General features: G+C 49.3%; 18 protein-coding genes and 1 tRNA gene. 14 read left to right on the top strand and 5 right to left on the bottom strand.

The window, feature by feature from the left end:
• Window positions 1-385: 385 nt before the first annotated feature.
• From H6G00_RS09530 to H6G00_RS09515, 4 genes are all read left to right on the top strand, one after another.
• The gene (locus H6G00_RS09530) at window positions 386-991 is read left to right on the top strand and encodes a hypothetical protein (protein ID WP_190796546.1); all 606 of its coding nucleotides are present in this window, start codon (window positions 386-388) and stop codon (window positions 989-991) included.
• Between the two features lie 106 nt (window positions 992-1,097).
• A complete protein-coding gene (gene uvrC, locus H6G00_RS09525; protein WP_190796545.1) occupies window positions 1,098-3,005 on the top strand; it encodes an excinuclease ABC subunit UvrC in 1,908 nt (635 codons plus the stop codon).
• A gap of 60 nt (window positions 3,006-3,065) precedes the next feature.
• Entirely contained in the window at window positions 3,066-3,509 is a 444-nt protein-coding gene (locus H6G00_RS09520; protein WP_190796544.1) for a DUF4351 domain-containing protein, read from the top strand.
• 223 nt (window positions 3,510-3,732) lie between these two features.
• Window positions 3,733-5,136, top strand: a complete 1,404-nt coding sequence (locus H6G00_RS09515; protein ID WP_190796543.1) for a toll/interleukin-1 receptor domain-containing protein — start codon at window positions 3,733-3,735, stop codon at window positions 5,134-5,136.
• Between the two features lie 222 nt (window positions 5,137-5,358).
• Here the strand turns inward: H6G00_RS09515 and H6G00_RS09510 are convergent, their stop codons facing one another.
• Window positions 5,359-5,841, bottom strand: coding sequence for a GNAT family N-acetyltransferase (locus tag H6G00_RS09510; protein ID WP_190641692.1), 483 nt, complete (start codon window positions 5,839-5,841; stop codon window positions 5,359-5,361).
• 217 nt (window positions 5,842-6,058) lie between these two features.
• Here H6G00_RS09510 and H6G00_RS09505 point away from each other — a divergent pair, with 217 nt between their 5' ends.
• From H6G00_RS09505 to H6G00_RS09495, 3 genes are all read left to right on the top strand, one after another.
• Window positions 6,059-6,616, top strand: a complete 558-nt coding sequence (locus H6G00_RS09505) for a diheme cytochrome c (RefSeq protein WP_242042200.1) — start codon at window positions 6,059-6,061, stop codon at window positions 6,614-6,616.
• A 121-nt stretch (window positions 6,617-6,737) separates the two neighbouring features.
• Window positions 6,738-9,551, top strand: a complete 2,814-nt coding sequence (gene secA, locus H6G00_RS09500) for a preprotein translocase subunit SecA (protein WP_190796542.1) — start codon at window positions 6,738-6,740, stop codon at window positions 9,549-9,551.
• Between the two features lie 168 nt (window positions 9,552-9,719).
• Window positions 9,720-9,806 (top strand) — tRNA-Ser (locus H6G00_RS09495).
• Window positions 9,807-9,866: 60 nt separating this feature from the next.
• On the opposite strand, the gene H6G00_RS09490 is transcribed toward H6G00_RS09495, so the two are convergent.
• Complete coding sequence (locus tag H6G00_RS09490; protein WP_190796541.1) at window positions 9,867-11,135, bottom strand: glycosyltransferase; 1,269 nt, start codon at window positions 11,133-11,135, stop codon at window positions 9,867-9,869.
• 443 nt (window positions 11,136-11,578) lie between these two features.
• Between H6G00_RS09490 and H6G00_RS09485 the strand changes: the two genes are divergently transcribed.
• The 4 genes from H6G00_RS09485 (at window position 11,579) to H6G00_RS09470 (ending at window position 18,196) form a co-directional block, all read left to right on the top strand.
• Window positions 11,579-12,046: a nuclear transport factor 2 family protein gene (locus H6G00_RS09485; protein WP_190641696.1), complete on the top strand. Its 468-nt coding sequence runs from the start codon at window positions 11,579-11,581 to the stop codon at window positions 12,044-12,046.
• A gap of 482 nt (window positions 12,047-12,528) precedes the next feature.
• Window positions 12,529-12,888, top strand: a complete 360-nt coding sequence (locus H6G00_RS09480) for a PadR family transcriptional regulator (protein ID WP_190641697.1) — start codon at window positions 12,529-12,531, stop codon at window positions 12,886-12,888.
• Window positions 12,889-13,540: 652 nt separating this feature from the next.
• Window positions 13,541-16,081, top strand: coding sequence for a fibro-slime domain-containing protein (locus tag H6G00_RS09475; protein WP_190796540.1), 2,541 nt, complete (start codon window positions 13,541-13,543; stop codon window positions 16,079-16,081).
• Between the two features lie 198 nt (window positions 16,082-16,279).
• Entirely contained in the window at window positions 16,280-18,196 is a 1,917-nt protein-coding gene (locus tag H6G00_RS09470) for an iron uptake porin (RefSeq protein WP_190796539.1), read from the top strand.
• A 5-nt stretch (window positions 18,197-18,201) separates the two neighbouring features.
• Here H6G00_RS09470 and H6G00_RS09465 read toward each other — a convergent pair whose 3' ends face one another.
• Complete coding sequence (locus H6G00_RS09465; RefSeq protein WP_190796538.1) at window positions 18,202-18,405, bottom strand: hypothetical protein; 204 nt, start codon at window positions 18,403-18,405, stop codon at window positions 18,202-18,204.
• Between the two features lie 125 nt (window positions 18,406-18,530).
• Here H6G00_RS09465 and H6G00_RS09460 point away from each other — a divergent pair, with 125 nt between their 5' ends.
• Window positions 18,531-18,911 carry a hypothetical protein gene (locus tag H6G00_RS09460; RefSeq protein WP_190796537.1) on the top strand — a complete coding sequence of 127 codons (381 nt, stop codon included), beginning with the start codon at window positions 18,531-18,533 and terminating at the stop codon, window positions 18,909-18,911.
• A gap of 176 nt (window positions 18,912-19,087) precedes the next feature.
• Here the strand turns inward: H6G00_RS09460 and H6G00_RS09455 are convergent, their stop codons facing one another.
• Complete coding sequence (locus tag H6G00_RS09455; RefSeq protein ID WP_190796536.1) at window positions 19,088-21,118, bottom strand: GAF domain-containing protein; 2,031 nt, start codon at window positions 21,116-21,118, stop codon at window positions 19,088-19,090.
• 680 nt (window positions 21,119-21,798) lie between these two features.
• On the opposite strand from H6G00_RS09455, the gene H6G00_RS09450 reads away from it, so the two are divergent.
• Both H6G00_RS09450 and H6G00_RS09445 read left to right on the top strand, forming a co-directional pair.
• On the top strand, window positions 21,799-23,517 hold the full coding sequence (locus H6G00_RS09450) for a sensor domain-containing diguanylate cyclase (protein ID WP_190796535.1): 1,719 nt from the start codon (window positions 21,799-21,801) through the stop codon (window positions 23,515-23,517).
• A gap of 129 nt (window positions 23,518-23,646) precedes the next feature.
• Window positions 23,647-25,107, top strand: coding sequence for a phosphoglucomutase/phosphomannomutase family protein (locus H6G00_RS09445; RefSeq protein ID WP_190796534.1), 1,461 nt, complete (start codon window positions 23,647-23,649; stop codon window positions 25,105-25,107).
• Window positions 25,108-25,216: 109 nt separating this feature from the next.
• Here H6G00_RS09445 and H6G00_RS09440 read toward each other — a convergent pair whose 3' ends face one another.
• A complete protein-coding gene (locus tag H6G00_RS09440; RefSeq protein WP_190796533.1) occupies window positions 25,217-26,488 on the bottom strand; it encodes a metallophosphoesterase in 1,272 nt (423 codons plus the stop codon).
• Window positions 26,489-26,502: the final 14 nt, after the last annotated feature.

Below are 26,502 nucleotides of genomic sequence, written 5' to 3'. Positions count from 1 at the left end.
AGTGTTAAAATTCACCGTTAGCCGCCAGACTGGTATGCACAGTTTGGGGGTTAGCTGCTCAAGGCTGCCGCAAACAGCTTTGAGTAGCGCTAGATCCTTGGGTGTAATCAGTTGTCTGTGTATAAAAGTGACAACCTTAACGTGAGAGCATATCGGGGATGTGAGTCTCTCGTCAAGGTGCTGAACTACGGAAATTTGATCGGGAGATGAGGGAGCGATTGCCCAAAAATGGTAAATTTTGTCGGTTAATTGGGAAATTCACCCAAAGTTCAAGAACAGCCCTTTGACATGAAGTTTGTGTGAACTTGCAATATTAAAATTTGGCGAACTCTCTAGAGGAAAGCCAAACTGTAGCGCAATTAACTTTTCTCAAATGGGGGCAAGGATGACATTCGTTTCTACCGGCAGTGGGCAAGTTGGCGTTCTCAACAATCGCGGCGTGTTTAGACCACTCAAAACCGGCCCCGTTCTCACAGATATTGCCGAGTCCAAGGGAGGTGCCGTTTTTGGCGTAAACTTTGGCAGTTTATTTCGGATCAACAGACGATCTGGTGCAGCAACTCGCATAGGCAGCCTGGGAACCAACAACATGAATGCTCTAGAGTTTGATGCTCAGGGCAGACTCTACGGTGCTGGAGGCAATGGCTTTTACCGCATCAACACGAACACGGGCAGAGCTACCCTCGTGTCTCGCATCTCTCGCTTTAACAGCAGCGGTGATATTGCCTATGACGCGCGCCGCAACCGTTTCTTTGCCACCTCCAATGCTCGAACTTCCACAACTGACGACTTGTTTTCCATCACTCCAGGCGGCAGAGCTAGCCGAGTCGGAGCAATTGGCAGGCGCAATATCTTTGGATTAGACGTTAAGGACAATAGGCTGCTCGGCTATACACCCGGTGGGGTAGAGATCACGATTAGCGTGAGAACAGGACGCAGCACGTTTAAGCGAAACTTGCAGATTAGCAGCCCGATTTTCGGAATTGGTTAGATAAACAGTTAGGCTTGGGAGTAAAGTTCGGCAACCAGCACTGCCTATCCACAGTGCATTTGCACTATCCTAAGAAGTGAGTTGAACTTGCTGTTGGCGATCGCTTGTGACTACTTCTCCCAAGCCTCTTACTCTAGTCAAAGACCCCGAACGTCTGGAGACGCGCCTCAAGGAAATTCCTCCAGAGCCGGGGGTCTATTTCATGCGCGACGCAAACGACAACATCTTATATATCGGCAAGTCAAAGAAGCTGCGATCGCGAGTTCGCTCTTACTTTCGCGACAATCACGACCACAATCCGCGCATTGCCCTAATGGTGATGCAGATTGCCGAGATTGAATTCATCGTCACCGACACCGAAGCCGAAGCTCTGGCGCTAGAAGCGAATCTGGTGAAGCAGCACCAGCCTCACTTCAACGTGTTGCTGAAAGACGACAAAAAGTATCCCTATCTCTGCATCACCTGGTCAGAAGAATATCCGCGCATCTTCATCACCCGCAGACGACAAAAAGGCAAAGGGCAAGATCGCTACTATGGCCCGTATGTCGATGTCGGCTCACTGCGGCGAACGCTGCATCTAGTGAAACGCATCTTTCCACTGCGACAGCGACCTCAGCCGTTGTTCAAAGACCGTCCCTGTTTGAACTACGACATGGGGCGTTGTCCGGGCGTGTGTCAAAAGCTGGTTTCGCCCGAAGACTACCACAAGATCATGCAAAAAGTGGCGATGATCTTCCAGGGGCGAACGCAGGAATTAGAAGACATCCTGTCGGCGCAAATGGAAAAAGCCGCCGAAGACTTGAACTTTGAATATGCGGCACGACTGCGCGACCAGATTCGCGGACTGCAATCATTGGGGGCAGATCAAAAAGTGTCGCTGTCAGACGATACCGTATCGAGAGATGCGATCGCCCTCGTCGCAGACGATCAGCACGCCTGCATTCAGCTTTTCCAAATTCGGGCAGGTCGTCTAGTGGGGCGGTTGGGCTTTGTGGCAGATGCTCAGTCAGGTACACCCGGAGCCATCCTGCAACGGGCACTAGAGGAACACTTCCAAACCGTTGATCCGGTAGAAATTCCCTCAGAGATTTTGGTACAGCACGAACTGCCCGACGCAGAAATTCTGGCAGACGTGCTTTCCGAGAAACGCGGGCGTAAGGTAACAATCATCGTTCCCCACCGCCAAAGCAAAGCAGAACTGATCGAAATGGTTGAGCGCAACGCCGGATATGAGCTAGCCCGAACCCAACGTTTTGCTGACCGCAACAATCAAGCCATGCTCGACCTGGCAGGATTGTTAGACATGCCCGACATGCCCCACCGCATTGAGGGCTACGACATTTCTCACATCCAGGGTTCCGATGCGGTTGCTTCTCAGGTCGTGTTTGTGGATGGCTTACCCGCCAAGCAGCACTACCGTCACTACAAAATCAAAGATCCCACGGTGACAGCAGGACACTCTGACGACTTCGCCAGTATGGCAGAAGTCATCGGGCGACGATTCCGCCGCTATGCCCAAGACCCAAATCTAAAGCGAGTTGGCAATCCTGACTTCCCCGACTTGGTGATGATCGACGGTGGCAAAGGACAGCTTTCGGCTGTCGTAGAAGTGCTGCGCGAAATGAACCTGATGGAAGACGTAAAGGTCGTCAGTCTAGCCAAACAGCGCGAAGAAATCTTCCTACCCGGAGAATCGAAGCCACTACTCACCGATGCAGAACAGCCCGGAGTGCAGCTTTTGCGCCGTCTGCGAGATGAAGCACACCGATTTGCAGTTAGCTTCCACCGTCAGCAAAGGAGCGATCGCATGAGACGCTCCCGTCTCGACGAAATTCCCGGACTGGGACACTATCGCCAAAAACAGTTGCTTGCCCACTTCCGCTCAATCGACTACCTGCGCGAAGCCAGTCCCAAACAAATTGCCGAGGTGCCAGGAATTGGCGATCGCATGGCTCAACAGATTTATGAATACTTCCACCCCTCCGCTGCCTCTACAGAAGAATCCGTTTCATAATCCGTTCGATCAGAGCATCCTTCCTCCCTTTTATTTGCATCACCATCCTGCGGAGCAACTGTGGCAAAAAAAGCAGACATCGGCGGTAAGCGGCTGATTGGGTTAGCTCCAACCGCCTGGGTGCAATGGGTGACACAGCAACCCGATGTCGTTGCTGAGGAAATTCTAGGTTCCGAGTTTCAATGGATCAGCGGAGAAAATGATGCAGTTGAATGCTGTATCGTCAGGCAAATCATGAGGTGGGATATGGCAGTGCTGCAAGAATCACCCTGGTATCAGGAGATTTTGAAAGAAGGTGAGCGGATAGGCAGACAAGAAGGCAGACAAGAAGAGGGGCGATCGCTAATCCTAAAACAACTCACTCGTCGCATGGGCACCCTTCCCCCAACAGTGGTGACACAAATTCAGTCTCTTACACTGGAGCAGCTTGAGACGTTAGGGGAAGCGTTGTTAGATTTCAGCACTCTAGCAGACTTAGAAACCTGGTTAGCAGGTCATTTGTAAAGCGATCGCCTGTCTCAACTTCAATCAATTAGTAAATTGGATAAAAACAAGGCAGGGCAAATTGTCCCTTTGAGGAAATTCCCGGTGCTTTCCTTAAGAAGAGATTTACAAACTTTCGCAAAACCGTTTACATCTATCGCCAGAACGGGGGGTGCTGTAGTCTGCAAGATGAAGCATAAAGGATTAAGTTCTTGCTGCTAAAAACCCTCATCCGGGTGCAACGATGTCCACCAGTACACCTTCCACTGCCACGCAAGCCAGTTTGCATCAGGTCAAACCTCAAAATGACGCGTTTATCTCCTACTCACGTCGAGATAAAGCATTTGTCGAAAAACTAGATGCCACGCTCAGAAGACTCAACCGCAACCCCTGGGTTGATTGGGAAGACATTTACAAAGGCGAAGAATGGTGGAAAGCGATCCAGAGGGGAATTGAATCAGCCAACACGTTCATCTTTGTGGTCAGTCCAGACTCTGTTGCTTCGGCTGTCTGTCGGGATGAGGTGACTTATGCAGCAGAGTGCAACAAGCGGTTTTTGCCGATTGTCTGGCGGGAAGGGTTTGACCCACAGCTGCTGCATCCGGCGATCGCCAGTCACAACTGGATCTTCTTCCGCGAAACGGACGACTTTAACCAGTCCTTGCAAGAACTGATCCAGGCAATGGATACGGATCTGGATCATCTTCGTGCCCATACCCGTCTTTTGATGCGTGCGCTTGAGTGGCAAAATAAAGCCCAAAACAGCAGCTATCTGTTGCGCGGTCATGACCTGCAAGAAGCAGAACAGTGGCTCATGCAAGGGTTGAACAAAAACCCCAAACCGACCGCCCTGCAAACTCAGTACATCAACAGCAGCGGTGAAGCGGAAGCACTGGCGCTCAAGGCAAGACAAAAAGCCAAATGGATTGTGGTTTTAACTACAATTCTGGTGAATATGGTGCTGGTGACGGGAGCCTGTTTCTGGCTCTATAACTCAGCTTCGGGTTGGGCTAGGCGATGGGTCGAGCGACAATTGCAGGATGCGTTAAATGTAGGACTGGTGGGAATTGACGGAGATGAGTTTGAGGCGATCGCCTACTCCCCCCCCAGCCCAACCAATGAAGTGTTTTACCAGAACCATCAGGACTGGCTTGTGAAAGTAAACACAGCCCTTCCCACCGCATTTCCACGCACCTATGCCCCGACTGCAAATCCTGATGAGATTATTTGGGTGGGCGACTCTCTTCGAGATATTACCAATAACGCCGCCAGCCAGCCCATCAGCGCAACTCGATTTCGTCAGCCCTACACCGTTGACTCTGCTTCCCAATATTGGCTAGCAGCCGGGTTAATCGAACCAACCATTACCCAATCCACTTACACTGATCAATTTGGAAGCTGGCTCTCAATCTCTGGTCCAATTCAAAACTCTGCCGGACAAGTCGTCGGCGGACTGAGGGTTGACTTTCGAGCAAACTACGTTCAACAGATTGAGCAGCGAGTCCGAAATGCGTTGTTCAGCGCGTACATCTTCGTCTTCATCTGGTTCTTCATTCTCAGTCTGATCATTCTGCGAGTTACTCGTCCTCTAACAGATTCCTCTTCACTAAAAGCGGCTCAATCTAGAAGAAACAACCCAAGCAAATAGCTGTTTAGAGAGTCCACCAACTTGTAGCGGCTATCCGTACCATCGTCATACGCTAAATAGTCTTCAAATGAAATTTGTGTCGCAGTGAACATCATTGCAGCGACCTCCGGCTAGAGCTATGGTTTTAGCTTATGCCAACTCAGAAAATGGAGCTACAAATAAGAGCAACACCCCGACGAAATGTCACTCTTGATTTGTAAGTCCATTTTTCCTAAAGCGGTGTTACTGAGATACTTCAGCAGTGAGGGGCAAACCGTCTTGAGAAACGGGTTGGTTGTACAGCACCATTGTGGTGGTCGTATTTTCCTCGAAGCCGATACGCTCGTAAAATTTCTGTTGATGCGTGGTCATCAGGTATACTCGCTCAACCCGATTCACATGAGGGTGCATCAGAACCGTTTCAACCAGCTTACGCCCCAATCCTGCGCCCTGATAGTCAGGGTGAACGACAACATCCCAGATTGTTGCTCGATAAATGCCATCGGAGGTAGCGCGGGCAAACCCAATTAGCCTACCGTTATCCCAGACCGTCACAACGGGTTTGCTGTTGGCGATCGCCAATTCCCAATCTTCTAAACGGCGATCGCGTGCCCAGAAAGCCGCCGCTTCAAACAATGCTCGGAGTTGATCAAGGTCAATTTCAGCAGGGCAATTTCCCTGCAAAGCCCCTTCATGAACACAAAATTGAACGTGGCGGCAATCCATCGCGGTCAATCCCCTTCGTTTATTGTCTAGGCTAGACGAGCAACATTCGTACTGACGTTGACCGTCTGGTAGAGAAATGTAGATGTATGTAGGTGGACTGTTTAGTTTTAATAAGTCCCAAGAACCCAGGATAATCCTAATTTTTTAAATCAGGTCAGGATGGGGGATACCTACGTATGGAATTCATGACAAAATCTAGATTGCAAACGAGTTAGGTATGTTCAATTCTTTGAAGCTGTTCCGTCGCACCCATCCAAAACCAGTAGTCATGCCGCGCCGGACTAAGCAGCGGCGATCGCCAATCATCCTTTTCCTGATGCTCCTGCTGTGGAGCCTTGTTTTAGGCTGGGGACTGGCACAAGCCACAGAAACTAACCCAGGCACGATTGATGTCATAGCGCCACGCTACGAACTGGGACAGGATCTTTACCTAGAGAATTGCGCCACCTGTCATATCGGTGTACCACCAGGAATCATGCCCACTGAAAGCTGGCGACAAATCTTGCAAGACCCGGAACACTACGGAATCCAGCTACCGCTGCTCGTCGATCCACCTCGTCTGCTCGTGTGGGACTACCTAGGGCAGTACTCGCGTCCTGAAGCCGAAGGCGAGCAGATTCCCTTCCGCATCGAAGAATCCCGCTACTTCAAAGCCCTCCACCCCAGAGTCGAATTACCTCAGCCCACCCGTTTAGGAAGCTGCATCAGCTGCCATCCCGGTGCAGAGCAGTTTAATTTCCGCAGCTTATCCCCAGAGTGGGAAGACGCACCGTAAAGAGGACAGAATGGGTACTCCGCATCTAGCTCCTAACCCCTAGCACCTCTTCCGCCCCTAGCCTCTGTTCCAAATGATAGGATTAGGAAAATGATGGCCTGTCTATAACGTCCTCCTTACTATGTTGAAAAATCTGCTGGGTGATCCCAACTCACGTAAATTAAAAAAATATAAGCCCGACGTTGTAGAAATTAATCTACTTGAGGAAGAGATCAAACCCCTGTCAGACGAAGCGCTGACCGGAAAGACCACAGAATTTAGGCAACGCCTGGAAAAAGGCGAGTCACTCGACGCCATTTTGCCAGAGGCATTTGCAGTCGTGCGCGAAGCCGCAAGGCGCGTCTTGGGAATGCGGCACTTTGATGTCCAGCTTATCGGCGGCATGGTGCTGCACGATGGACAGATCGCCGAGATGAAGACTGGGGAAGGTAAAACCCTGGTGTCTACGTTGCCTGCCTATCTCAACGCGCTTGAAGGCAAAGGCGTTCACGTCGTCACGGTAAACGACTACTTGGCAAGACGAGACGCAGAATGGATGGGTCAAGTCCACCGCTTTTTGGGACTAAGCGTGGGGCTGATTCAGCAGGGGATGAATCCGGCTGAGCGCAAAAAGAATTACGACTGCGATATTACCTACGGCACCAACAGCGAGCTAGGCTTTGACTACCTGCGCGACAACATGGCCTCCTCCATGCAGGACGTAGTGCAGCGACCCTTCAACTACTGCGTCATTGACGAAGTTGACTCCGTACTGATCGACGAAGCCCGAACACCGCTGATCATCTCAGGACAGGTAGAGCGGCCCAGCGAGAAGTATGTAAAGGCAGCCCAAGTTGCGAATGCGTTGCGCCGAGGCGAAAAAGATGGTGCTGAAGAGCATTATGAGGTAGACGAAAAAGCGCGCAACGTTCTGTTGTCGGACGAGGGCTACATTGAGGCAGAGCAGCTTTTGGGCGTAAAGGATTTGTTCGACCCGCAAGACCCCTGGGCGCACTATATCTTCAACGCTATTAAAGCAAAGGAACTGTTCATTAAAGACGTAAACTACATCGTCCGCAATGATGAAATTGTGATTGTAGACGAGTTTACTGGACGGGTAATGCCCGGTCGTCGCTGGAGTGATGGACTGCACCAGGCGATCGAAGCTAAGGAAAGAGTGGAGATTCAGCCGGAAACTCAAACTCTGGCAACAATTACCTACCAAAACTTCTTCTTGCTTTATCCCAAGTTGGCTGGAATGACGGGTACTGCCAAGACTGAAGAGGCAGAATTTGAGAAAATCTACAATTTAGAAGTAACCATTGTTCCAACTAACCGCACGACCAAACGGCGGGATGTGTCGGATGTGGTCTACAAGACCGAAGACGCTAAGTGGAAGGCGATCGCCGAAGAGTGTGCCGATATGCACAAAGTCGGTCGTCCTGTCCTGGTTGGCACAACCAGCGTAGAGAAATCAGAAGTGCTGTCTCGTCTGCTGAGTGAGCGGGAAATTCCCCACAATCTACTCAACGCTAAGCCAGAAAACGTCGAGCGAGAATCTGAAATCATCGCTCAGGCAGGGCGCAAAGGAGCCGTCACGATCGCCACTAACATGGCAGGACGGGGAACCGACATTATTCTGGGTGGCAACGCCGACTACATGGCGCGACTCAAGGTGCGGGAATACTTCATGCCTCGCGTCGTTCAGCCGGAGGATGAAAACAGCTTTGCGGTTGCCCGTGGTCCTATGGGTAAAGGCAATCGTGGTGGTGGCAAAGGCTTTACGCCTGGTGAGGGTAAAGTTAAAACCTGGAAAGCCTCCCCTCAAATTTTTCCAACGGAGCTGTCTCCAGACACCGAGCGCTTACTGCGAGAAGCAGTTGACTTTGCCGTGCAGCAGTATGGAGAGCGATCGCTCCCTGAACTCGAAGCCGAAGACAAAGTCGCCACCGCTGCCGAAAAAGCACCGGTAAACGACCCGGTCATCATGCGCCTGCGTCAGGTCTACAACCTGATTTTGAACGAATACGAACAATTCACCGAAGCAGAACACGAAGAAGTGGTGCAACTGGACGGACTGCACGTCATCGGCACTGAGCGTCACGAATCGCGCCGGATTGACAACCAGTTGCGCGGTCGGGCAGGACGGCAGGGTGACCCCGGTTCTACTAAATTCTTCTTGAGCCTGCAGGACAATTTGCTGAGGATTTTTGGGGGCGATCGCGTCGCAGGCTTCATGCAAGCCTTCCGAGTTGAAGAAGACATGCCCATCGAGTCAGGAATGCTCACCCGTGCCCTAGAAGGCGCACAGAAAAAGGTTGAGACCTACTACTACGACATCCGCAAGCAGGTGTTTGAGTATGACGAGGTGATGAACAATCAGCGCCGCGCCATCTACGCCGAGCGTCGCCGTGTCCTAGAGGGGCAAGACCTGAAAGAGCAGGTGATTAAATACGCTGAGAAGACAATGGACGACATCGTCGAAGCGTACATCAACCCCGACCTGCCACCCGAGGAATGGGAACTCGACAAGCTCGTCAGCAAAGTCAAAGAGTTTGTGCATTTGCTCTCAGATATGGAGCCTGACCAGCTAGAAGACTTGACCGTTGGTGAAGTCAAAACCTTCCTGCATGAGCAAGTACGTATCGCCTATGACCTCAAAGAGGCACAGGTCGATCAAATTCAGCCAGGGCTAATGCGTCAGGCAGAACGATTCTTCATCCTGCAACAAATCGACACCCTTTGGCGTGAGCACCTGCAGCGCATGGATGGACTGAGAGAGTCGGTAGGTTTGCGTGGCTACGGTCAGCAAGACCCGCTGATCGAGTACAAGAGTGAAGGCTACGAACTGTTCCTGGACATGATGACCGACATTCGGCGAAACGTCGTCTACTCGCTCTTCCAGTTCCAGCCACAAGTTCCAGCAGCTCCTCAGAAGCCCTCTGAGGTAGTCTAAGCGATTGATTTTGCTGGGAAACCCTGGTTCCAATCCTCAGGGTCCCAGCAAGATTTCAATCGAGACGGCAAAAAACACTGCAGAATTAAAATTTACCCCTCCCAGAGTGAACGAAATTCTGCTAATATAGCGATTCTGTGGCTCTAATTGAGTTGCAGTCGATCTCCAGGAGAGATGGCCGAGCGGTTGAAGGCGCAGCACTGGAAATGCTGTTTGGGCGAAAGTTCAACGAGGGTTCGAATCCCTCTCTCTCCGTTTCATAGCGATATTCACTTTCCAGCTAGCTTGTTTCTAGCTGACCGTTGAATCGTTTCCTCACAATGATGTAATAGATTGAACCTGCTGCTCGGTGCGACAGCTTTCGACCTTATTCTCAATTACATCTGCTGCATATTGAACCCCACCCGCATGGCGAATGGCTCTCTGTAAGCGGACCGCATTTTGTCTGTAAGACTCGTTCATCAGCACCCGTCGAATGACCTGTCGCAACCTGACGACGTTGGCACTAGATAAGGGCAAAAATTCCCCCACTCCGACCCAGGCAAGCCGTGCCGCAACACCTAGCTGATCGTCGGCTAATGGAATGGCAACCAGAGGCACTGCATTGCTCAACGCTTCTAGCGTTGTGTTTAGTCCAGCATGAGTGACACAGAGGGAAGCCCGCTCTAGCAATTTCAACTGTGGGGCGTATTTAACCACGATTGGATTGCCTGGTAGTTTCGGTAATGCTTCTGGCTCAAGCCCTCCTCCCAAAGAAATGACAACCTGAGCTTCTAAATCGACACAGGCTTCTGCAATGGCTTGAAACAAGTGTTTAATTTGGTTGCGTGAAGTGCCTAGTGAGATGTAGATGAGACGCAGATTGCTTAACTTCTCAAAGGGAAAGTCCGTTCTAGGACGACCTGTAGAGTTATGGAACGGACCCGTGAAATAGAAATAGGAAGGTAATTTGCGGTAAGGATATTCCAACTCAGGGACATGCTGGCTGATGATTGCCAGTTTGGAAAAGCAGTCGTTGTAGCTTGAGTAGGCGGGCAAGTTCCACAATTTCCGATAGCGCGCTATGACTGATATGACAGGACGGCTGATTAGCAGAAGCAACCCGTAAGTAATCTGATTGCGAAGCCGCGCCCACCAGCGAGGGTTAAAAGTCCAGTCTGTTAAGGCAGGTGGAACGTAGCTATCTTGGTAGAGTACCAAAGCGCTACAGATGGTGATGAAAGGCAAATTCAAATGCTCAGCGATGGTTCCTCCTTCAAAGGCAGACATGTCTATAAGTAAAGCCTCAATCCCTGCTTTGCGGATTGCCCTGGGAGCTTCTCGCAGACTGGTAGCTACTCTTATTTTGAAAAAACTGATGCCGCGCCAGAGTGCCTGCAGTCCTGTCAACTCTGCCCGTTTTGGATCGACTCCTGTGTAAGCGATCGCCTCAAAGCCAAGACCTGCCTCTCTTGCTTTTGCTTCTGCACGAGCATCACTCAGAACAGTAACTTGGTGCCCCCGCCGCTGAAGCTCATACCCTAATGGCAATAGGGTATTCAAGTGTCCCGTTCCACCCAGGCAAAGAATGCCGAAATGAGTCATGCTTGTATCTCTTAATTTTTCTTTGTGAAAGTTTTATAGCAGGTTTCACTAATATTCAGATAGATAGAATGCTGCCTCAGTAAGCTTTTCACTCCGGCCTGATTTAGGAAAGCTGAGAATTGCCTTGCAAGGCGAGCCACTCTAATCACTTGAACTGCTAAGGTAAAAACCTCTTCTTAATTGAGAACTAAGCATTAGAGAGTATCGAGGTACTGTAGGCGACTGATTAGTCCAGAGTTGCGACTGATGAACTGAAGGGCTGTCTAAGCATCGCTATGTCGTATGGATTGTCAGTTTTTCTTTACTGAAGCTTCATACTTGAACCAGCGACCTTACTTCACATTTACTTGATAATACTGACCTGCTAATCGTGATTGAGAACTTTTGATGAAATTAATCGTCATGAGTGTTTATGCTTAGGGGAAAAAGTTGAAGGCGGACCTATGAAGCTACTCAAATTACTTCGAAACTCTGTCCTCATCTGGCATCTGACCTGCGGAACCTGTGCGATCGCCTTGGTTGGCAGTTTAACTGTTTACCAACGGTCAGTCCTGGCAGATCCACTCACCATTGTTCAAAATCACTGGGATGCGATCGCCTCTCGAAATGCTGATAGAACTGTCCAGCAATATAGCCAGGATGCTGTCCTGTTATGGACTCACGGTTCACTAAGAGGAAGGTATCAGGGGAGCCAAATTTATCAGAACTGGCAGACCTTTTTTAAGAAATATCAAATTGAAAGCAGTCGTATTGTTGAACAGAACAGTAGCGATCGCACCGTTAAAGCAGAAATTGTGGTTATTTCCAAGTCAAATGCAAGCTCTAATCAACAACTTCATCTTTTCTACGAAGTTCGAATTGATGAGCAAGGAAAAATTCTTTATGAAGTCTGGCAAACGAAGGCTCAATAGGGCAGACGAACGCCTGATCATGTGACTAGAATTGTCTGTAGCGTTCAGCAAACTCATCTACCTTGAGCAGAAGTTAATCTCACTTAAGCTCCATTTCAAAACACGCTAACTCTGCCACGAATCAACCTGTACTATCATGCCCACTCAGCACTTGAAACTGACTTGGAAAAAACCTCTGAAGATTTTTTCAAAGTTCTGTTTAGGTTGCTCTATTTGAGTCGTTGGATGAGTACTGAATTGTTTGTAAGTAAGCTGTGCATCTATTTCATGTTAGAAAGCTAAGGTCTGTTTCCTAAACCATTTAGGAGGGTTTTACACGACGAGGTTAACTCGCAGGCAGTTAGTTTTACCTTCTAAAAACTTCATTGTTTCCCAGATTTTATGCTGTGGAACGCGGTAATGAATGGCCCCCACTCGTCTCTTACTGTGCGTGAAGTAATTGCTTGTTCCTGATTGATTGATCATGGGTCTGGATGAGCCATATGACGTTTGAAGATATCTATCAGTTTTTCCGCAATCCACCTCCGTTTTATCTCAATAAAGAACTGGCGGTTTGCTATGTATTGGCCGTTTTACTGCGACAGGATTCTTACGGCACTGAACTGATTCAACTGCTAGAAACTGAATATCCTGTCTATCGCCTTTCTGATACCGTCTTGTATAGCGCTTTGAAGTTTTTGGAAGACAAGGCTGCAATTACAGGCTATTGGAAAAAAGTTGAAGGACGGGGACGACCCCGCCGCATGTATCAGGTTCATCCCGATTGGACGCACCAAGCTCAAGAGTTGGCTCGTCTCTGGCGCGACTATGCTCTGGGGAAAACGCCAAGCCTTCAGCGGTAGCAAAACCACTGGATTGAGGCAAACTTCTACCACAACGGACGAAACGTATGGTGCGATCGCCCCTTATACCTAAGAGCTACCCGTTCGCTTTTGTGAGGGCTTTGCCGTTCGAAGCCCTTACAAGCGACTTTTTCATTAGAAAGCTTTGTATACAAAAACTTGATTGTTAGGGAAAATTTCCCTATAGTCACTACTACTTTTATCGATCTGCAAATTTAGAGCTTCTTCAACAAAAAGTTCTGATTTCAGCAGCTTATCCTGCTTGTCTAGGTATTCGTCTTAGTCCCTCTAACATCAGGAGATTTTCTATCAGGTTTTATTCCTGTAGGGACAGATCAACGCTTGCCCAGTCCCAAGCACTTCCAACTGGGCGACAGTTCTAAAGATCGCCTTTGGTTCAGTATCTCTGCTGAGCCCTTCAGCAATTGCTACAGACAACAACCCCTTTTATCTGGAGAATGTTGTTCTGGAATGCATTCTGTAGAAAGTCTAAAATTCTTCAAATTCCAGGAATTTTACTGATATTCCTCATCTCCTTAGGAATACATTAGCTGTCCTATTGCAAAGATTACATCCGTCCTTTTCCGCAATTCTACGAGTGCGAGTTGTGGTGTAAGTCTAAGCAAATGTTCTTAGCAGAGGTGCCCCCCTAATGACAGAACAAAAGTTAGAAGCAATTGTCCGTAAGTTCGTGCCCCGACGTGGAATGACTCCTGGAGGTACGGCTGATTATGTCAACATTCCAGGCGGACACCCAGATTTTGAGTTTGAGAATGCGCGTACGACTGGTGCAGTTAAAGGCATTGTCAAATCAACGTTACGCAAAAACGAAGAGGATGGCTTGTTTAAGCCTCAATATTCTGGGCAGTCTCAAGGTACAGTCAGCAGCGAAGCAAGCTTCAATCAGTGGTTTACTACTTATGGAGTCACTGACACCAGCTATGGCAACAGTGAACAAAAAATTATCTTGCCTCTAGCGGAGAAGGCTGGGCAACCTGGTGTGTTTGAATACAGTTCTGAAGCTTTTTTCCCGCTGGATGAGGAAAACCTTTTTGTTAGAACGGATCAGGGACAACCTCAGGTTACGTGGCTGAACACAGAGGGCTTTGAGTGGCGACGCATTCCCACCGCCTCAGGTAGCACGTCTCTAAGAACAATATTTGCGGATGCCCGGGGTGGACAGATTGAGTGGCGCGATCGCCAAAACAAACTGTTGCCCCATACCTATCACTTTACGCTTGAGCTACACCACACCTTTGCCTACAAACCAGGAGCCGAAAACTGGACTTTTGAGTTCCGAGGCGACGATGACCTGTGGGTATTTATTGCAGGCAAACTGGTGATTGATCTGGGCGGCGTTCATAGCTCGCTAGATGGACGAGTGCGTCTGGGCGATTTAAAGCTGAACGATCAGGATGAAATTGATCCCAATGGCACTAAGCCTCTCCTGGAGTTTGGCAAGGAATATTCTTTTGACCTGTTTTACGCAGAGCGTCACACGTCCGGAGCTAGATTTAGAATTACGACCTCGATTCCATTTGATCCCAAGGTTGAGATCGAGGCGGGCAAAGATGCTCAGGAGCCTGCACCAGGACAGGTTGCGGTTCCTGCTCAAATGGGCGAATTTACCGTCAGGCTGACCGGAGACAAAACTTCTAACAAACCCCTCGTTGTCAGTTTTCAAACTAGCGGACAAGCCACCATCGGCACGGGTGCTCAAAACAATGACTATCGCTTGAAGCTGAAAGACGCAAACGGCAATCCCCAAGGCGATTGGTTAACGAACAGTGTCACAATTCCATCGGGGCAAAAAGAGGTCAAGATTGCAGTCGTACCCTTCAGCGATGAATTTACCGAAGAACAAGAAAGCGTAATTCTGACGCTGATCGATGGGCTAGATTATGATTTGGCTGACAAAACAGAAGCTGAGATCAAGATCATTGATTTTGTGCCACCGCTGCCTGTGGTGACGATCCGGGCGACAATTCCTGAAGCAAAAGAGCCAGCCCCCGGACAAGCCGCCCTACCTGAAGACATGGGCGAATTTACCATCAGGCGAGTCGGACAAAATTTGCGAAGACCTCTGACGGTCAAGTTTCGCCCACCCGAAGGGACAGCAACTCTGAATACAGATTATCGTTTAAGGCTTAAGGCTGCTAATGGGGCACTTCAGGAATGGCTGGCAGCCAATAGCGTCATTATCCCAGCAGGGCAAAGCGAAGTCAGAATTGCGGTAGTGCCAGTTGGCGATCGCAATCAACGCAACCGACCCGTTCGAGAGCCTGACGAAACGGTCATTCTCACACTCAATAATGACCCTGCTTACCAGCGCGGCAGACCTTTGAGGGATGAGGTCGTGATCAAAGATTATGTTGCCCCTTCAAAACCCATCGTCACGCTGCGGGCGATTGATGATGAAGCGGAAGAACCTGCTCCAGGTCAGGCTGCTACTCCGCAACAGGTAGGCGCATTCCTAATTAGCGTTCGGTCGGCAGTTGCACATCCAGGACTGACAGTAAGATTCAGGTTATCGGGTGATGCTCGTCGGGGCAGCGACTATGTGCTGAAGGATGAATCGGGCAACCTGATTGCGGAGAATACCTTGGCGATCGCTCCTGGCAAAGACAGAGTCAGAATTACAGTCGTACCCCTTGCCGATCGCCTCGGTAGCGAGGGATACGAGTATGTGATCATGACCCTGTTGCGCAGCACAGGTTATGACCTCGGTAGGGAATATGCCGATACTGTGCGAATCAAAGATCGAACCATTTCATCTCGGATGTTGGCGGAGATCGAAGCGATCGACGACAGCGCAGAAGAACCCTTCATCGTCAATGGTCAAGTTGTAGAACCTGGAGACAACGGCACATTTCAGATTCGACTGAGTCAGAAGGCCCCTTCAGGAGGGGTAACAGTCCACTATGCCATTAGTGGAACGACGGAGCGCAGTGACGGCACACGAGATTTCGTTTTAGACCCCAATCGCACCTGGGTACACATTCCTGAAGGCAAACGGCACGACAACATCGTCGTCAGACCCATAGCAGATACGCAGTTTCAAGAAGCTACTGAGACAGTCAGGCTAACGCTCCAACCAGGTTCCAAATACTTCTTACCTGAAAACAAGAAGAAGAAGAGATGGGATGAGGTGTCCATTTCCAACAGGAACCGTGAAGGCAGAATAGGCAGCTAGCACTGAGTCATTGAAGCTGAACGCAAAGCTGAACTGCGTTTCAAACGATTATTACCCTTTGAGTTGCGGAGTATACACAGCGTATACACCGTAGACTCTTTGGGAGAGGAAAAATTGAGGATTTTGGGATTTGGGCAAGGCTTATTCTACGTCCCACTTCCCATTCCACACCCCCTTTACCTGTGAGGTGCTGAACAAATGGCATTCAAATTACTGTGGTCTTTGCTGATTCGGTCGAGCGTTGTTGGAGCAATTTTGTTAGCTGCGACAGGGGCGATCGCCGCTGATATGCCCGTCCCTGCTGAACCCGCCACCGATGCTGAACTCTTGACCTCCAATGGCTCTTCTGAGTCTGAGCAGTCCACAACACCCGCTGCCATCCCTGCTGTAACTCCGATCGCGCAGATTCTTTCGCCCGTGCCGTCAGAAACTGCGATCGCAGATGAAATTTCTACCGAAGATGAAATTTCTACTGAAGTTAATGAATTTGAGCCAGATTTTGCCGAGCAAGAGCCGGTTGAGCAGAATCTAGTTGAGCAGAATTTGGAGCCAGTGGGCGATCGCTTCGGCAACGACTCAATGGCTCAGATTACCTCCGTCTCTCAGCTTTCGGACGTGCAGCCGACCGATTGGGCGTTTCAAGCCTTGCAATCTTTGGTAGAAAGGTACGGGGTCATCGCTGGATATCCTGACGGCACCTTTCGGGGCAATCGGGCATTGACCCGCTACGAATTTGCCGCAGGTCTAAACGCCGCCCTCGATCGGATCAACGAATTAGTGCAAGCAGGTGTTGAAGACCTTCCTACTCAAGCAGACCTGGATGTCTTGATACGATTGCAGGACGAATTTGCCGCTGAATTAGCCACCCTACGTGGTCGCGTTGACAACCTGGAAGCTCGAAGCGCTGAGCTAGAAGCGAACCAGTTTTCAACCACTACAAAGTTGGTCGGGGAAGCAATTTTTTCAGTCTCTGATTACTTTGGCGACAGTGACAATAATCAAGCTGTTTTTCAGCATCGAGTTCGGCTTGATTTAGTAACCAGTTTCACGGGCGAAGATGCCCTATATACTCGAATTGCCACAGGTAATGCGCGGCAATTCTCACAGCAGCCAACGCTTCCCGTTGATCTTTCACCGGGCACGCCTGATTTGACGGCCACTGCAGAAGGTTCCCTTACGCCCAGAATAGGCGGAGCAACTGACAATGACTTTGTTTTAGATTGGCTTGCCTACTATTTTCCGATCAGTGCAAATGTGAACGCCTACGTTTCTGCGACCGGTGGAATCCATAGCGATTATGTATTTAGCACCGTCAATCCTTTCTTTGAAGACTTTGATGGGGGCAGTGGCTCAATCAGCACCTTCAGTCAGGAAAGCCCCATCTATCGAATCGGGGGCGGTGCAGGCGCAGCCTTAAACTTTGCCTTTGATGAGGATGACACTTTTGTCTTAAGTCTAGGTTACCTGGCTGAGACAGCTAATGACCCCAGCCCCGGTAGCGGCTTGTTTAATGGTGACTATGCCGCATTGGGGCAGCTTACGTTTACCCCAAGCGATCGCTTTCAGTTGGGTCTAACCTACGTTCACGGCTATCATTCCTCCGACAATCCGATTTTTGATTTAGGCGTTGGAGATGAAATTTTTGTCGGCACCTCTCCCGCCAACTTGGTGCACATCGACCGCAACGTGCCTGCTATCACCAATTCCTACGGCATCGAAGCATCTCTTCAGCTTAGTCCTCGATTAGTAATTAACGCTTTTGGGGGCTACACAGATTTGACCTTGATTGGCACTGAAGGGGGTGAAATTTGGTACTACGGCTTAGGTATAGCCCTCCCTGACCTATTTCAACCAGGCAATCTGGGCGGCATCTTTGTCGGCGTAGAGCCATATCTGGGTGGGCTGGATGGTGGACTCACCTATCGCAGCGCTGGCTTTGAAACAGACACGACCTTGCAAAACGATACTTCACTGCACGTTGAAGCCTTCTACAAGCTACAGCTCAGTGACAATATTTCCGTTACTCCTGGTTTGGTTTGGATTACGGCTCCGGACCAAAATAGCGGTTTGGACGACTACGTCATCGGCACTATCAGAACTACCTTCACTTTCTAATCACGCTAATAACGTGAGTTTGATAGCGCCATTTTAGCCACACTTTTTACGGCTGAAATGGCGCTTTGTTTGGCTCGTTCAAAAGTGCGATCGCTCCTTCCTGATACCGATTTAAACGAGTTTCGTGACACATCAATTTCTGTAAGGGCGCACTGCGGTTGCCCACCAGCGTTGAGCAAATTGACTGAGACGTGATAAAGATCACTCATTTAGCTCACAATTCTCACATTTTTGTGAGTTGAGAATCACCAGGCTCACCACGGAAAGTTGCGATTCTTATCTGTATGAGAGAAATAACAACGGAGTGCTTTACCACTTACCAGAGGATGCCCCCATGATAAACGTGCTGGATCGACCCTACGTAGAAGAAGAACTCGTCGAGACTGTTGAACCCATTGATGAGGGTATTGAGTCAATTGACGTTAAAAAGCTACTGCCCTTTGATTGGCGCAAGCTGATGATATTGGGTGTATCGCTTGATGATGCCAAAAGAATCGCAATCAATCTGATTGTGCGAGAAATTGTGCCGGTCTACTGGCGCAAGCTGATCGAGTTGGGCGTACCCATTAATGAAGCTCACGATATTGCTGAGGCGATCGCCCGCTATGACGCTGCCAAAAAACGCCCTAACCATGAGCAGAAGGAGTTGATCAAGCGCTACTGCCCAACCATCTGCCGGGCTGAACTTTGGCGCTCCAAACTACTCCTGGCGTAACTTTTCTAAGTTCAGTTTCAAATTCAGGGTGCATTAGTCTTTGAGTAGTTAACTCAATCGTTGAATCTTAGATAGATACCGAAACAATTTTAATATCCAAACAAATACTGAACAGATACCCGAAAAACAGATGTCCTAAGAGAGTACCAGTTCGTTGTTAGGATGTTGCCACGAAATCATGACTGGCCTGTCAACGGCAATTCAACCTGAAACTCTGCACCTTGTCCAGGCTGACTGATACAGCGAAGCTGACCGCCATGCCCTTCAACTACAATGCGGTGAGCGATCGACAATCCCAGACCTGTACCTTGTCCTACTGCTTTGGTTGTAAAGAAAGGATCAAAGATTCTAGCTTGAATATCCATAGGAACTCCCGCTCCATTGTCCCGAATCGAGACCGTCACAGAATTGGAATCGTGCCAAGTATGGATTGTGATTTCGCCCCTACTGCCTGCTGCATCCAGAGCATTATTCAACAAATTTAGAAATACCTGATTGATTTGTCCAGCACGACATTCTACTTTTGGCAACGCACCATAGTGTTTGTTTATCCTGACTCCTGTTCGGAGACGATGTTGCAGAATGACAAGACTACTTTCAATCCCCTCGTGTAGGTCGACGGGCTTTCGGTCTGCTTCGTCCAGTCGAGCAAAGTTTCGTAGGGTTAGCACTAATTCTTTGAGCCGATCAGCTCCTATCTTCATAGACTGAAGCAAATTCGGAAAATCTTCTCGAACAAACTCTAGCTCAGATTGAGAGTTGAACTGGGCGATCGCATCCGGTGGGTCTGGGAACGCCGTTTTATACAGAGAAAGTGCCTCTATCATTGAGTCTGCATAAGTTTGAGCGTAAGGCAGATTGGCATAAATAAAAGTAGTGGCATTGTTCAATTCATGAGCAATACCAGCAACCATCTGCCCCAGACTAGACAATTTCTCTGTCTGAATTAACTGCGCCTGTGTTGCCCGTAGGTCGTGTAGCACTTGCTCTAACTGATGCGCCTGTGCTTGAGCCTGAACGGCTGATTCCTGGACCTGAGCATGCAATTCTGCTTGGTGAATAGCGATCGCTACCTGGTTTCCAAGCTGCTGTAGCAGATCCATTTCCCAGTTTTGCCAAACCCTTGGTCCGGAACACTCGTGGGCAATCAACAAGCCCCAAAGCTTCGTCCCAATCAGGATCGGCACAATTAAATTAGCCTGAACCTGTAAACGTCTCAAAAAGTTGATGTGGCAGTCATCCAACCCTGCTTGCAGAATGTTGTTAATTGCTCGAATCCGTCCTCCCTGGTACAGATTGGCATATTCGCCAGAAAAGCAATTGTCCTGCCCCATTTCCCCCAGCACCGAGACCCAAGGCTCAGCAACGTCTTCCACCACAACAGAGCCTTGCCAATCTTGAAAAAACTGATAGATTACAACCCGATCAGTGTCGAGCAAGTGCCGCACTTCTCGAACCACCGTGTGCAAAATTGTATCTAGATCAAGAGTGCTACGAATTTGGTTTGTCACCAGGCGCAGCAAGGCTTCTCGCTCTACCTGTCGGCGAGTCTCACTGTAGATCTTGGCCTGGTTGATGGCGATCGCCACCTGGTTGCCGACTTCTTCTAAAAGCTGTTGCTCCCAGTCCAGCCATTCTCGCTCGCGATCGCACTGGTGCAGCCCAATAATGCCGTTGACTTGCCCTCTATACCACATTGCTGTAGCGAGCGTTGAGCGAATTTCTAGCGATTCTGCAATCTGGTGCGTTTGCTTGCTTAAACCAGGAAATTCTGAAAAACGCTTCAACCCCAGAGCTCTTGGCTGCTGCATCAACATCCGTAGGTAAGCATTTCCCTCAATCGAAATGCGGTTACCAATTTGAGTAGGATAGTCTCTTCGACAATACTCACCCTGACAGATCAGCGTTTTTTGTTCACCCGGTTCTGTAATTAGAATGTCAGCTCGGCTACAGTCAAGCACTTGACACAAGATTCGACAAGCCGAGTTGAGCACCTCGTTCAGATCCAAAGTGCTGCGAATTTCGTTGTTAATCTGGCTCACCAGATTAGACAGTTGAACCTGCCGTTGCAACTGCAGTGCAACAACCTGTTCACCATCGACTATTTGTTGTAGACGTAAGCTTTGACTTTCTGTGCTCAGGTCAAAGGGTTGAATGGGCTCAGTCACGGATAGCTGACTCAAAAACCAGGGTGTTTCAGGAGACATAAAATTGATGATAGGTACCCTGCATTGGGATCAATCCATTGCAGTATCAGTGTAAATCTCAGCCAACGCACCCCAGCTAAGCAATCGCATCTTGAAGTAAATCTACGAGTAAACTCTGATTAGAGCATAAGCACAGCGAACACTCGTCAGCATTTTGGCTTAAACTCTCTGTCACCGCTAGCCTTAAATGTCAGGCAACACCAGCAGGGAACTCAACCGTCTTAAGTCTAATCGAAAGGTTAAGCTTAAGACCTCTTGACTAACCCAACAACTTTCCGGTTTTCAGCATTGCTAAGTGTACTTTTTGCGACTTTTGATCCACTCGCCACACTCCGATAATTAAAAAAAGCCACCGCTCAGAATAGAAAACCCTGTTTGAGTTAGACTGGTTGCTTCTATTTCAACTTTTGTCTATCCCAATTATGGATTGATGCATAGCGTAGCTACTGCAAACACGATTAGGAATCCACCATTAGACAGAAACGTGAATATTTGTGTTCCAACAAGGTGACTCACCAGAAACTCTCAGCGGACGATTCTGAGCGATCGCTGTCGGAGCTAACTTTCTCCAATTCTTTGCTTGAGCCTGCAATCTCATTGGCTCCATTTAGCAGGTTGCTGTCGCATCAAATGCAAGGGGGTGCTACCAGTGTCAAAATGAATTCAAAGTACTTCAGAATATGTCCACTCAATCAACCTGGAAGCAAATTTACCCCTCAATTAAAACAGCAGTCGCTTATCTAGAGTCAATCGATCTGCTGTTAACACAAGCTGTCAGAACTCTTGCTGCGTTCTACCAGACAGATTGTTTGCTGTGGGCAGGGTTAGAGACAGGAAATCCAGATTCATTTCAAATTTATGCAACCTCGGGAGCACGACACTTTGTCACAGGACGTGCCGTTCAACAGTCTTTGTCTCCAACAGAGCTAGTTCTTAAAGACGATTTATCCTCAAACGATTCATTTCCGGCGGTTTGGCAAATTTATCCAGAGACTCTACCGGAGTGGCTGGTCACACAACAGCGACTTCCTCAAGTAACCCAACTAGAAACAGGCGAACTGATTGTACCTGCCACACACAACGGACGTTTAAGTGCTGACTTTACCGGCAGTTTTAGCGTTGGGGCGATCGCCACCAGTGCAGACTCGGTTCGTTCACTCCAGCTTGTACTCTTGCTCAATCGACCGTTGCCTTCCCAAGCGACTGAAGCAATAAGCAAGACTGACCCTGCTGCTCCTGTACCCCCTCAAGGTTGGTCTTTAGCAGAAGTTGAGTCCTTAGAAGTTGTCTGTAGCCAGTTGGGATTAGCTTACAGCGCTCTATATTGGCAACAACGCTTAGAACAAGCCCGACAGCAGGCATCTTTAGTAGGACGCATCGTCCGGTTGCTGAACTCCAATCTTAATCCTGATGAAATCGTTGGGCGAATTGTTGCAGAGTTAGGGCAAGGGTTAAACTGCGATCGCTGTATCCTGATCGATTTACGCAGCACCCCGCCGAGCATTTTGGCAGCCTGGGAACACCCAGACCAACAGTTGCCGCCACTGGAGCGAAAGGTAGATCCCACTCGCTGGCAAAGCGTCGTTGACGTATTTATTCAAGATGGGGTTTCTTATCTGGAAGTAGAGCAAGACGGAGTTAATCCTGACCCCTTGCAGGATTGGCTGCACACAATTGGGGCAGTTTCAGCGCTGATTGTACCGCTGTTTATTCAAGCAGAATTTTTTGGGGCAGTTTCGCTATTGTCTTATCAATCTGACAAGGTTTATCAGCTAGATGAATTGCAAACGATTCGCCAGGTAGCCGATCAGGCGGCGATCGCTCTCACCAATGCCCAGCACTACCAGAGCCTCTGGCATAAACAAGAAGCGCTGCGAATGCAAAACAATTCAGTTCAGCTAGAAATCGTTCGCGATGATCTCACCCAGTTGATGAATCGCCGTTCTCTAGAACGAGAGCTAGAGCAGTTTAGTACCAAAGCAGTTTGGGCTGTACAAGAAGATTTCTGTGTCATCATCCTCGACATCGACTACTTCAAATTGGTCAATGACACCTACGGGCACTCAGTTGGGGATGAAGTGCTGCAACATCTAGCTCAACGGCTCCAGCGCCAGTTGCGGAAAGAAACAGCTATCTATCGCTATGACGGCGAAGAATTTGTGGTGCTATTAGCCGAAACGACGTTAACAGAAGCAGTCGATGTTGCAGAACGATTACGGCAGGCAATTCGGGCGGCTCCGATGAAAACAAGCGCAGGTGAAATCAGCATCACGGCTAGCTTTGGCATCGCTCAGCAAAATTCAGCCCACGATCGCAACGCTTGGGATGTTTTGCAGCGGGCTAATCGGGCACTTGATCATGCCAAACGCCAGGGGCGCGATCGCGTCAAAACCCTCTAAAAGAGCCAACATTACTAAACCAGCATTGCTCAATTTGAGAAAGTTCAGTCACCTTTAAACTGGCGGAGCCAGTGACTCCCCGGATAGACTCGAAGCGGCGTTAAAGTTTTCATTTGAGGCAGAACGTGTATGGCAGTTCACCCTTCCCCCGCTTCTCTGACCACTAAACCCATTGCATTTGGGACAGATGGCTGGCGAGGCTTGATTGCAGCCGATTTTACTTTTGAACGCTTAGTTCACGTTGCGCCTTTGGCCGCAAAAGCGTTGGAAAAAGAATACGGCAGCAAGGTGGGCACCCGTACCATTGTGGTCGGGTACGACCGCCGATTTCTCTCAGAAGAGTTTGCTCAGGCAACCGCTGAGGCAGTTCAATCCGCAGGGTTTGATGTGCTGCTGTCAGAAAGCTACGCCCCAACTCCGGCTTTCAGTTGGGCAGCAAAGCAGCATGATGCATTGGGTGCGCTCGTCATTACCGCAAGCCATAATCCAGGTGGCTACTCTGGGTTAAAAGTTAAAGGGTGCTTTGGCGGCTCCGTTCCACCTGAAGTCACTAAGCAGATCGAAGCAATGTTGCAAGCAGGTGAAACGGTTACAAGTACCGCCGCCGGAACCTTACAAACGTTCAACCCATGGCAGAGCTACTGTGAAGTCCTTCGCAGCAAGGTTGATATTCCAGCCCTGCAAGCGGCGATCGCTGGGGGCAAATTAACTGTCTTTGCCGATGTCATGCATGGAGCAGCAGCAGGAGGGTTGGGGCAACTGCTAGGAGTTCCCATTCAAGAACTCAACAGTAACCGCGATCCTTTGTTTGGGGGCGGCGCTCCAGAACCTCTACCGCGTTACTTGTCTGACCTATTTCAGCAGATTCGCTCCTATCAGCGAAACATACCGGGTGGTCTAATCGTAGGATTGGTGTTTGACGGAGACAGCGATCGCATCGCCGCTGTAGACGGACAGGGAAATTTCCTCAGTTCTCAAATTCTGATTCCAATTTTGATGGATCACCTGGCGACCCAACGCGGTTTCACCGGAGAAATTGTCAAAACAATCAGCGGCTCCAACCTGATTCCGCTGGTTGCCAAGATGCACAACCTATCCGTTCATGAAACTCCCATTGGCTACAAGTACATCGCTGACCGAATGCTCGAAACTCCTGTATTGCTGGGCGGTGAAGAGTCCGGTGGCATCGGCTACGGCAATCACATTCCCGAACGAGATGCGCTGCTTTCTGCACTGTATGTGCTAGAAGCAATTGTCCAATCGGGAATGGATTTAAGCGACCTCTACCAAAAGCTTCAGGAAAAGACAGGCTTCACTGCTGCCTATGACAGAATTGACCTACCTCTTGCCAGCATGGAGGTGCGATCGCGCCTACTAGAGCAACTCAAAACCCAAACCCCTAAGGAAATTGCGGGTGCTGAGGTAACTGACTGTCTTGCAATTGATGGTTACAAATTCCAGCTTGCTGACCAAAGCTGGCTATTGATTCGATTCAGCGGTACGGAGCCTGTCCTGCGTCTCTACTCTGAAGCCGCCACCTTGGAGCGAGTCCACCAGATTCTTGGTTGGGCAAAAGACTGGGCAGTCTAGGAAAATGCACGCTTAAGGGGGCACGACATACAGTAGTGGTGTACCATGCCACTGCTGTATGTCGTACCACTGAGAATTGCCATAGCTCAAGCCCTTTGCTTGTTCAAAGTCAGGCTTGTTCCTCTTCAGGTATCAGTAAGGACTGCACAAATTCATATAACTCTGCTTCCGATCGCCCTTCTAGCTGTAGATCCTTCAGGTTAATCAATCCCTGAGCGAGTTCTGGCGATCGCTTCTTATAAAGATTATTCGCCGCTAGCAAATCCATAAAGACTTCCTGCTCAATCTGCGTCCGGCTAGCCTCTTCAGAAAGCGGGGAAGCGTAAGCCACAGCCTCCACTTCATACTTGAGCAGAAAAATAATCGCACCGCTGAGCCGTTGAAGCTGTTGCTGGAGCTTTCGCACATCCAGGTCTAATCGGTCAAACCCAACCTGCCCTTCAATCCGCAGTTCCACAATCGGCTTCTGAGACGGATCAAGCTGTTTGGATTGGATAGCCTCTGTAACTTTGGCGATCGCTTCCTGCTCCACCTCTTCCTGGCTTTCCTGACCCCGGGTCATAAACCTCAAGCGCACAATCGGACGCTGATAATAATCCTGCTTTAGCTCGGCTTGAACGCCAGAACCATTCATCTCGACCAGGTAAACACCCCGCTCATAACGAGACTCCTCAACGCTGTTTGCCTCCACCGAACCGGGGTTAAAAATCCACCCTTCTACTTCATAGTTCTTGTGAATATGCCCCAATGCCAAGTAGTCAACACCAGCCTGCTTCAAAGGCAACAAATCTGCATAGCGCAAGGCTCCCGCATAACGAGCGATCTGCCCCTCCAAACCATGATGAAACAGCATCAGCGTATGCATCGCCCCAGACGGTAATGCCTCAATTGCAACCGCAATTTGCTCAATCGACTTAGGCGCAGCCGCACCATACCAGTTAGATCCCAGCACCCGCACACCGCAATCTAGGTCAATATAGCCGCCCCGCCGACTCTCCAAATCCCAAGGCTGATAAAACGGTTCTCCCGCCGAAATATCGCCTGGTTCTAGCAATAACAACAATTCCCAATCTGCTAAATAGCGCAGCCAGCTTGTTTTAGTGCCGTAGGGACGATTATCGTGATTACCCTCGATTGCCAGTACCGGAATTCCAGCTTGCTTCAGCATTTGCAAGCACGTCTGAGCCTGGTTTAAAGTTGCAGGTTGAATGTTGCGGTGTTCGAACAGATCCCCCGCGATGACAACAAAATCAACATCTGCGTCAACTGCATACTTCTCTAATGCATCGTTAAAGGCGTAGAAAAAATCTCGTGTTCGTTCCTTGCTGTCGTAGCGATCAAAACCCAAGTGAACGTCAGCTAGGTGCAAAAAACGAGGCACAGCTTAATTCCTAC

It is taken from the genome of Leptolyngbya sp. FACHB-541, from assembly GCF_014695875.1.
GTDB lineage: Bacteria > Cyanobacteriota > Cyanobacteriia > Elainellales > Elainellaceae > JAAUTN01.
Note: the sequence above shows the minus strand (reverse complement) of the source record. Positions and strands in the feature narration are given on the sequence as shown.

Coding starts and splice junctions, on each gene's coding strand:
- H6G00_RS09515 (WP_190796543.1), top strand. CDS start 3,733: ATGTCCACCAGTACACCTTCCACTGCCACGCAAGCCAGTTTGCATCAG.
- H6G00_RS09465 (WP_190796538.1), bottom strand. CDS start 18,405: ATGAGTGATCTTTATCACGTCTCAGTCAATTTGCTCAACGCTGGTGGG.
- H6G00_RS09455 (WP_190796536.1), bottom strand. CDS start 21,118: ATGTCTCCTGAAACACCCTGGTTTTTGAGTCAGCTATCCGTGACTGAG.
- H6G00_RS09450 (WP_190796535.1), top strand. CDS start 21,799: ATGTCCACTCAATCAACCTGGAAGCAAATTTACCCCTCAATTAAAACA.
- H6G00_RS09490 (WP_190796541.1), bottom strand. CDS start 11,135: ATGACTCATTTCGGCATTCTTTGCCTGGGTGGAACGGGACACTTGAAT.
- H6G00_RS09510 (WP_190641692.1), bottom strand. CDS start 5,841: ATGGATTGCCGCCACGTTCAATTTTGTGTTCATGAAGGGGCTTTGCAG.
- H6G00_RS09485 (WP_190641696.1), top strand. CDS start 11,579: ATGAAGCTACTCAAATTACTTCGAAACTCTGTCCTCATCTGGCATCTG.
- H6G00_RS09530 (WP_190796546.1), top strand. CDS start 386: ATGACATTCGTTTCTACCGGCAGTGGGCAAGTTGGCGTTCTCAACAAT.
- H6G00_RS09460 (WP_190796537.1), top strand. CDS start 18,531: ATGATAAACGTGCTGGATCGACCCTACGTAGAAGAAGAACTCGTCGAG.
- H6G00_RS09470 (WP_190796539.1), top strand. CDS start 16,280: ATGGCATTCAAATTACTGTGGTCTTTGCTGATTCGGTCGAGCGTTGTT.
- H6G00_RS09475 (WP_190796540.1), top strand. CDS start 13,541: ATGACAGAACAAAAGTTAGAAGCAATTGTCCGTAAGTTCGTGCCCCGA.
- H6G00_RS09505 (WP_242042200.1), top strand. CDS start 6,059: ATGTTCAATTCTTTGAAGCTGTTCCGTCGCACCCATCCAAAACCAGTA.
- secA (WP_190796542.1), top strand. CDS start 6,738: ATGTTGAAAAATCTGCTGGGTGATCCCAACTCACGTAAATTAAAAAAA.
- H6G00_RS09445 (WP_190796534.1), top strand. CDS start 23,647: ATGGCAGTTCACCCTTCCCCCGCTTCTCTGACCACTAAACCCATTGCA.
- H6G00_RS09480 (WP_190641697.1), top strand. CDS start 12,529: ATGACGTTTGAAGATATCTATCAGTTTTTCCGCAATCCACCTCCGTTT.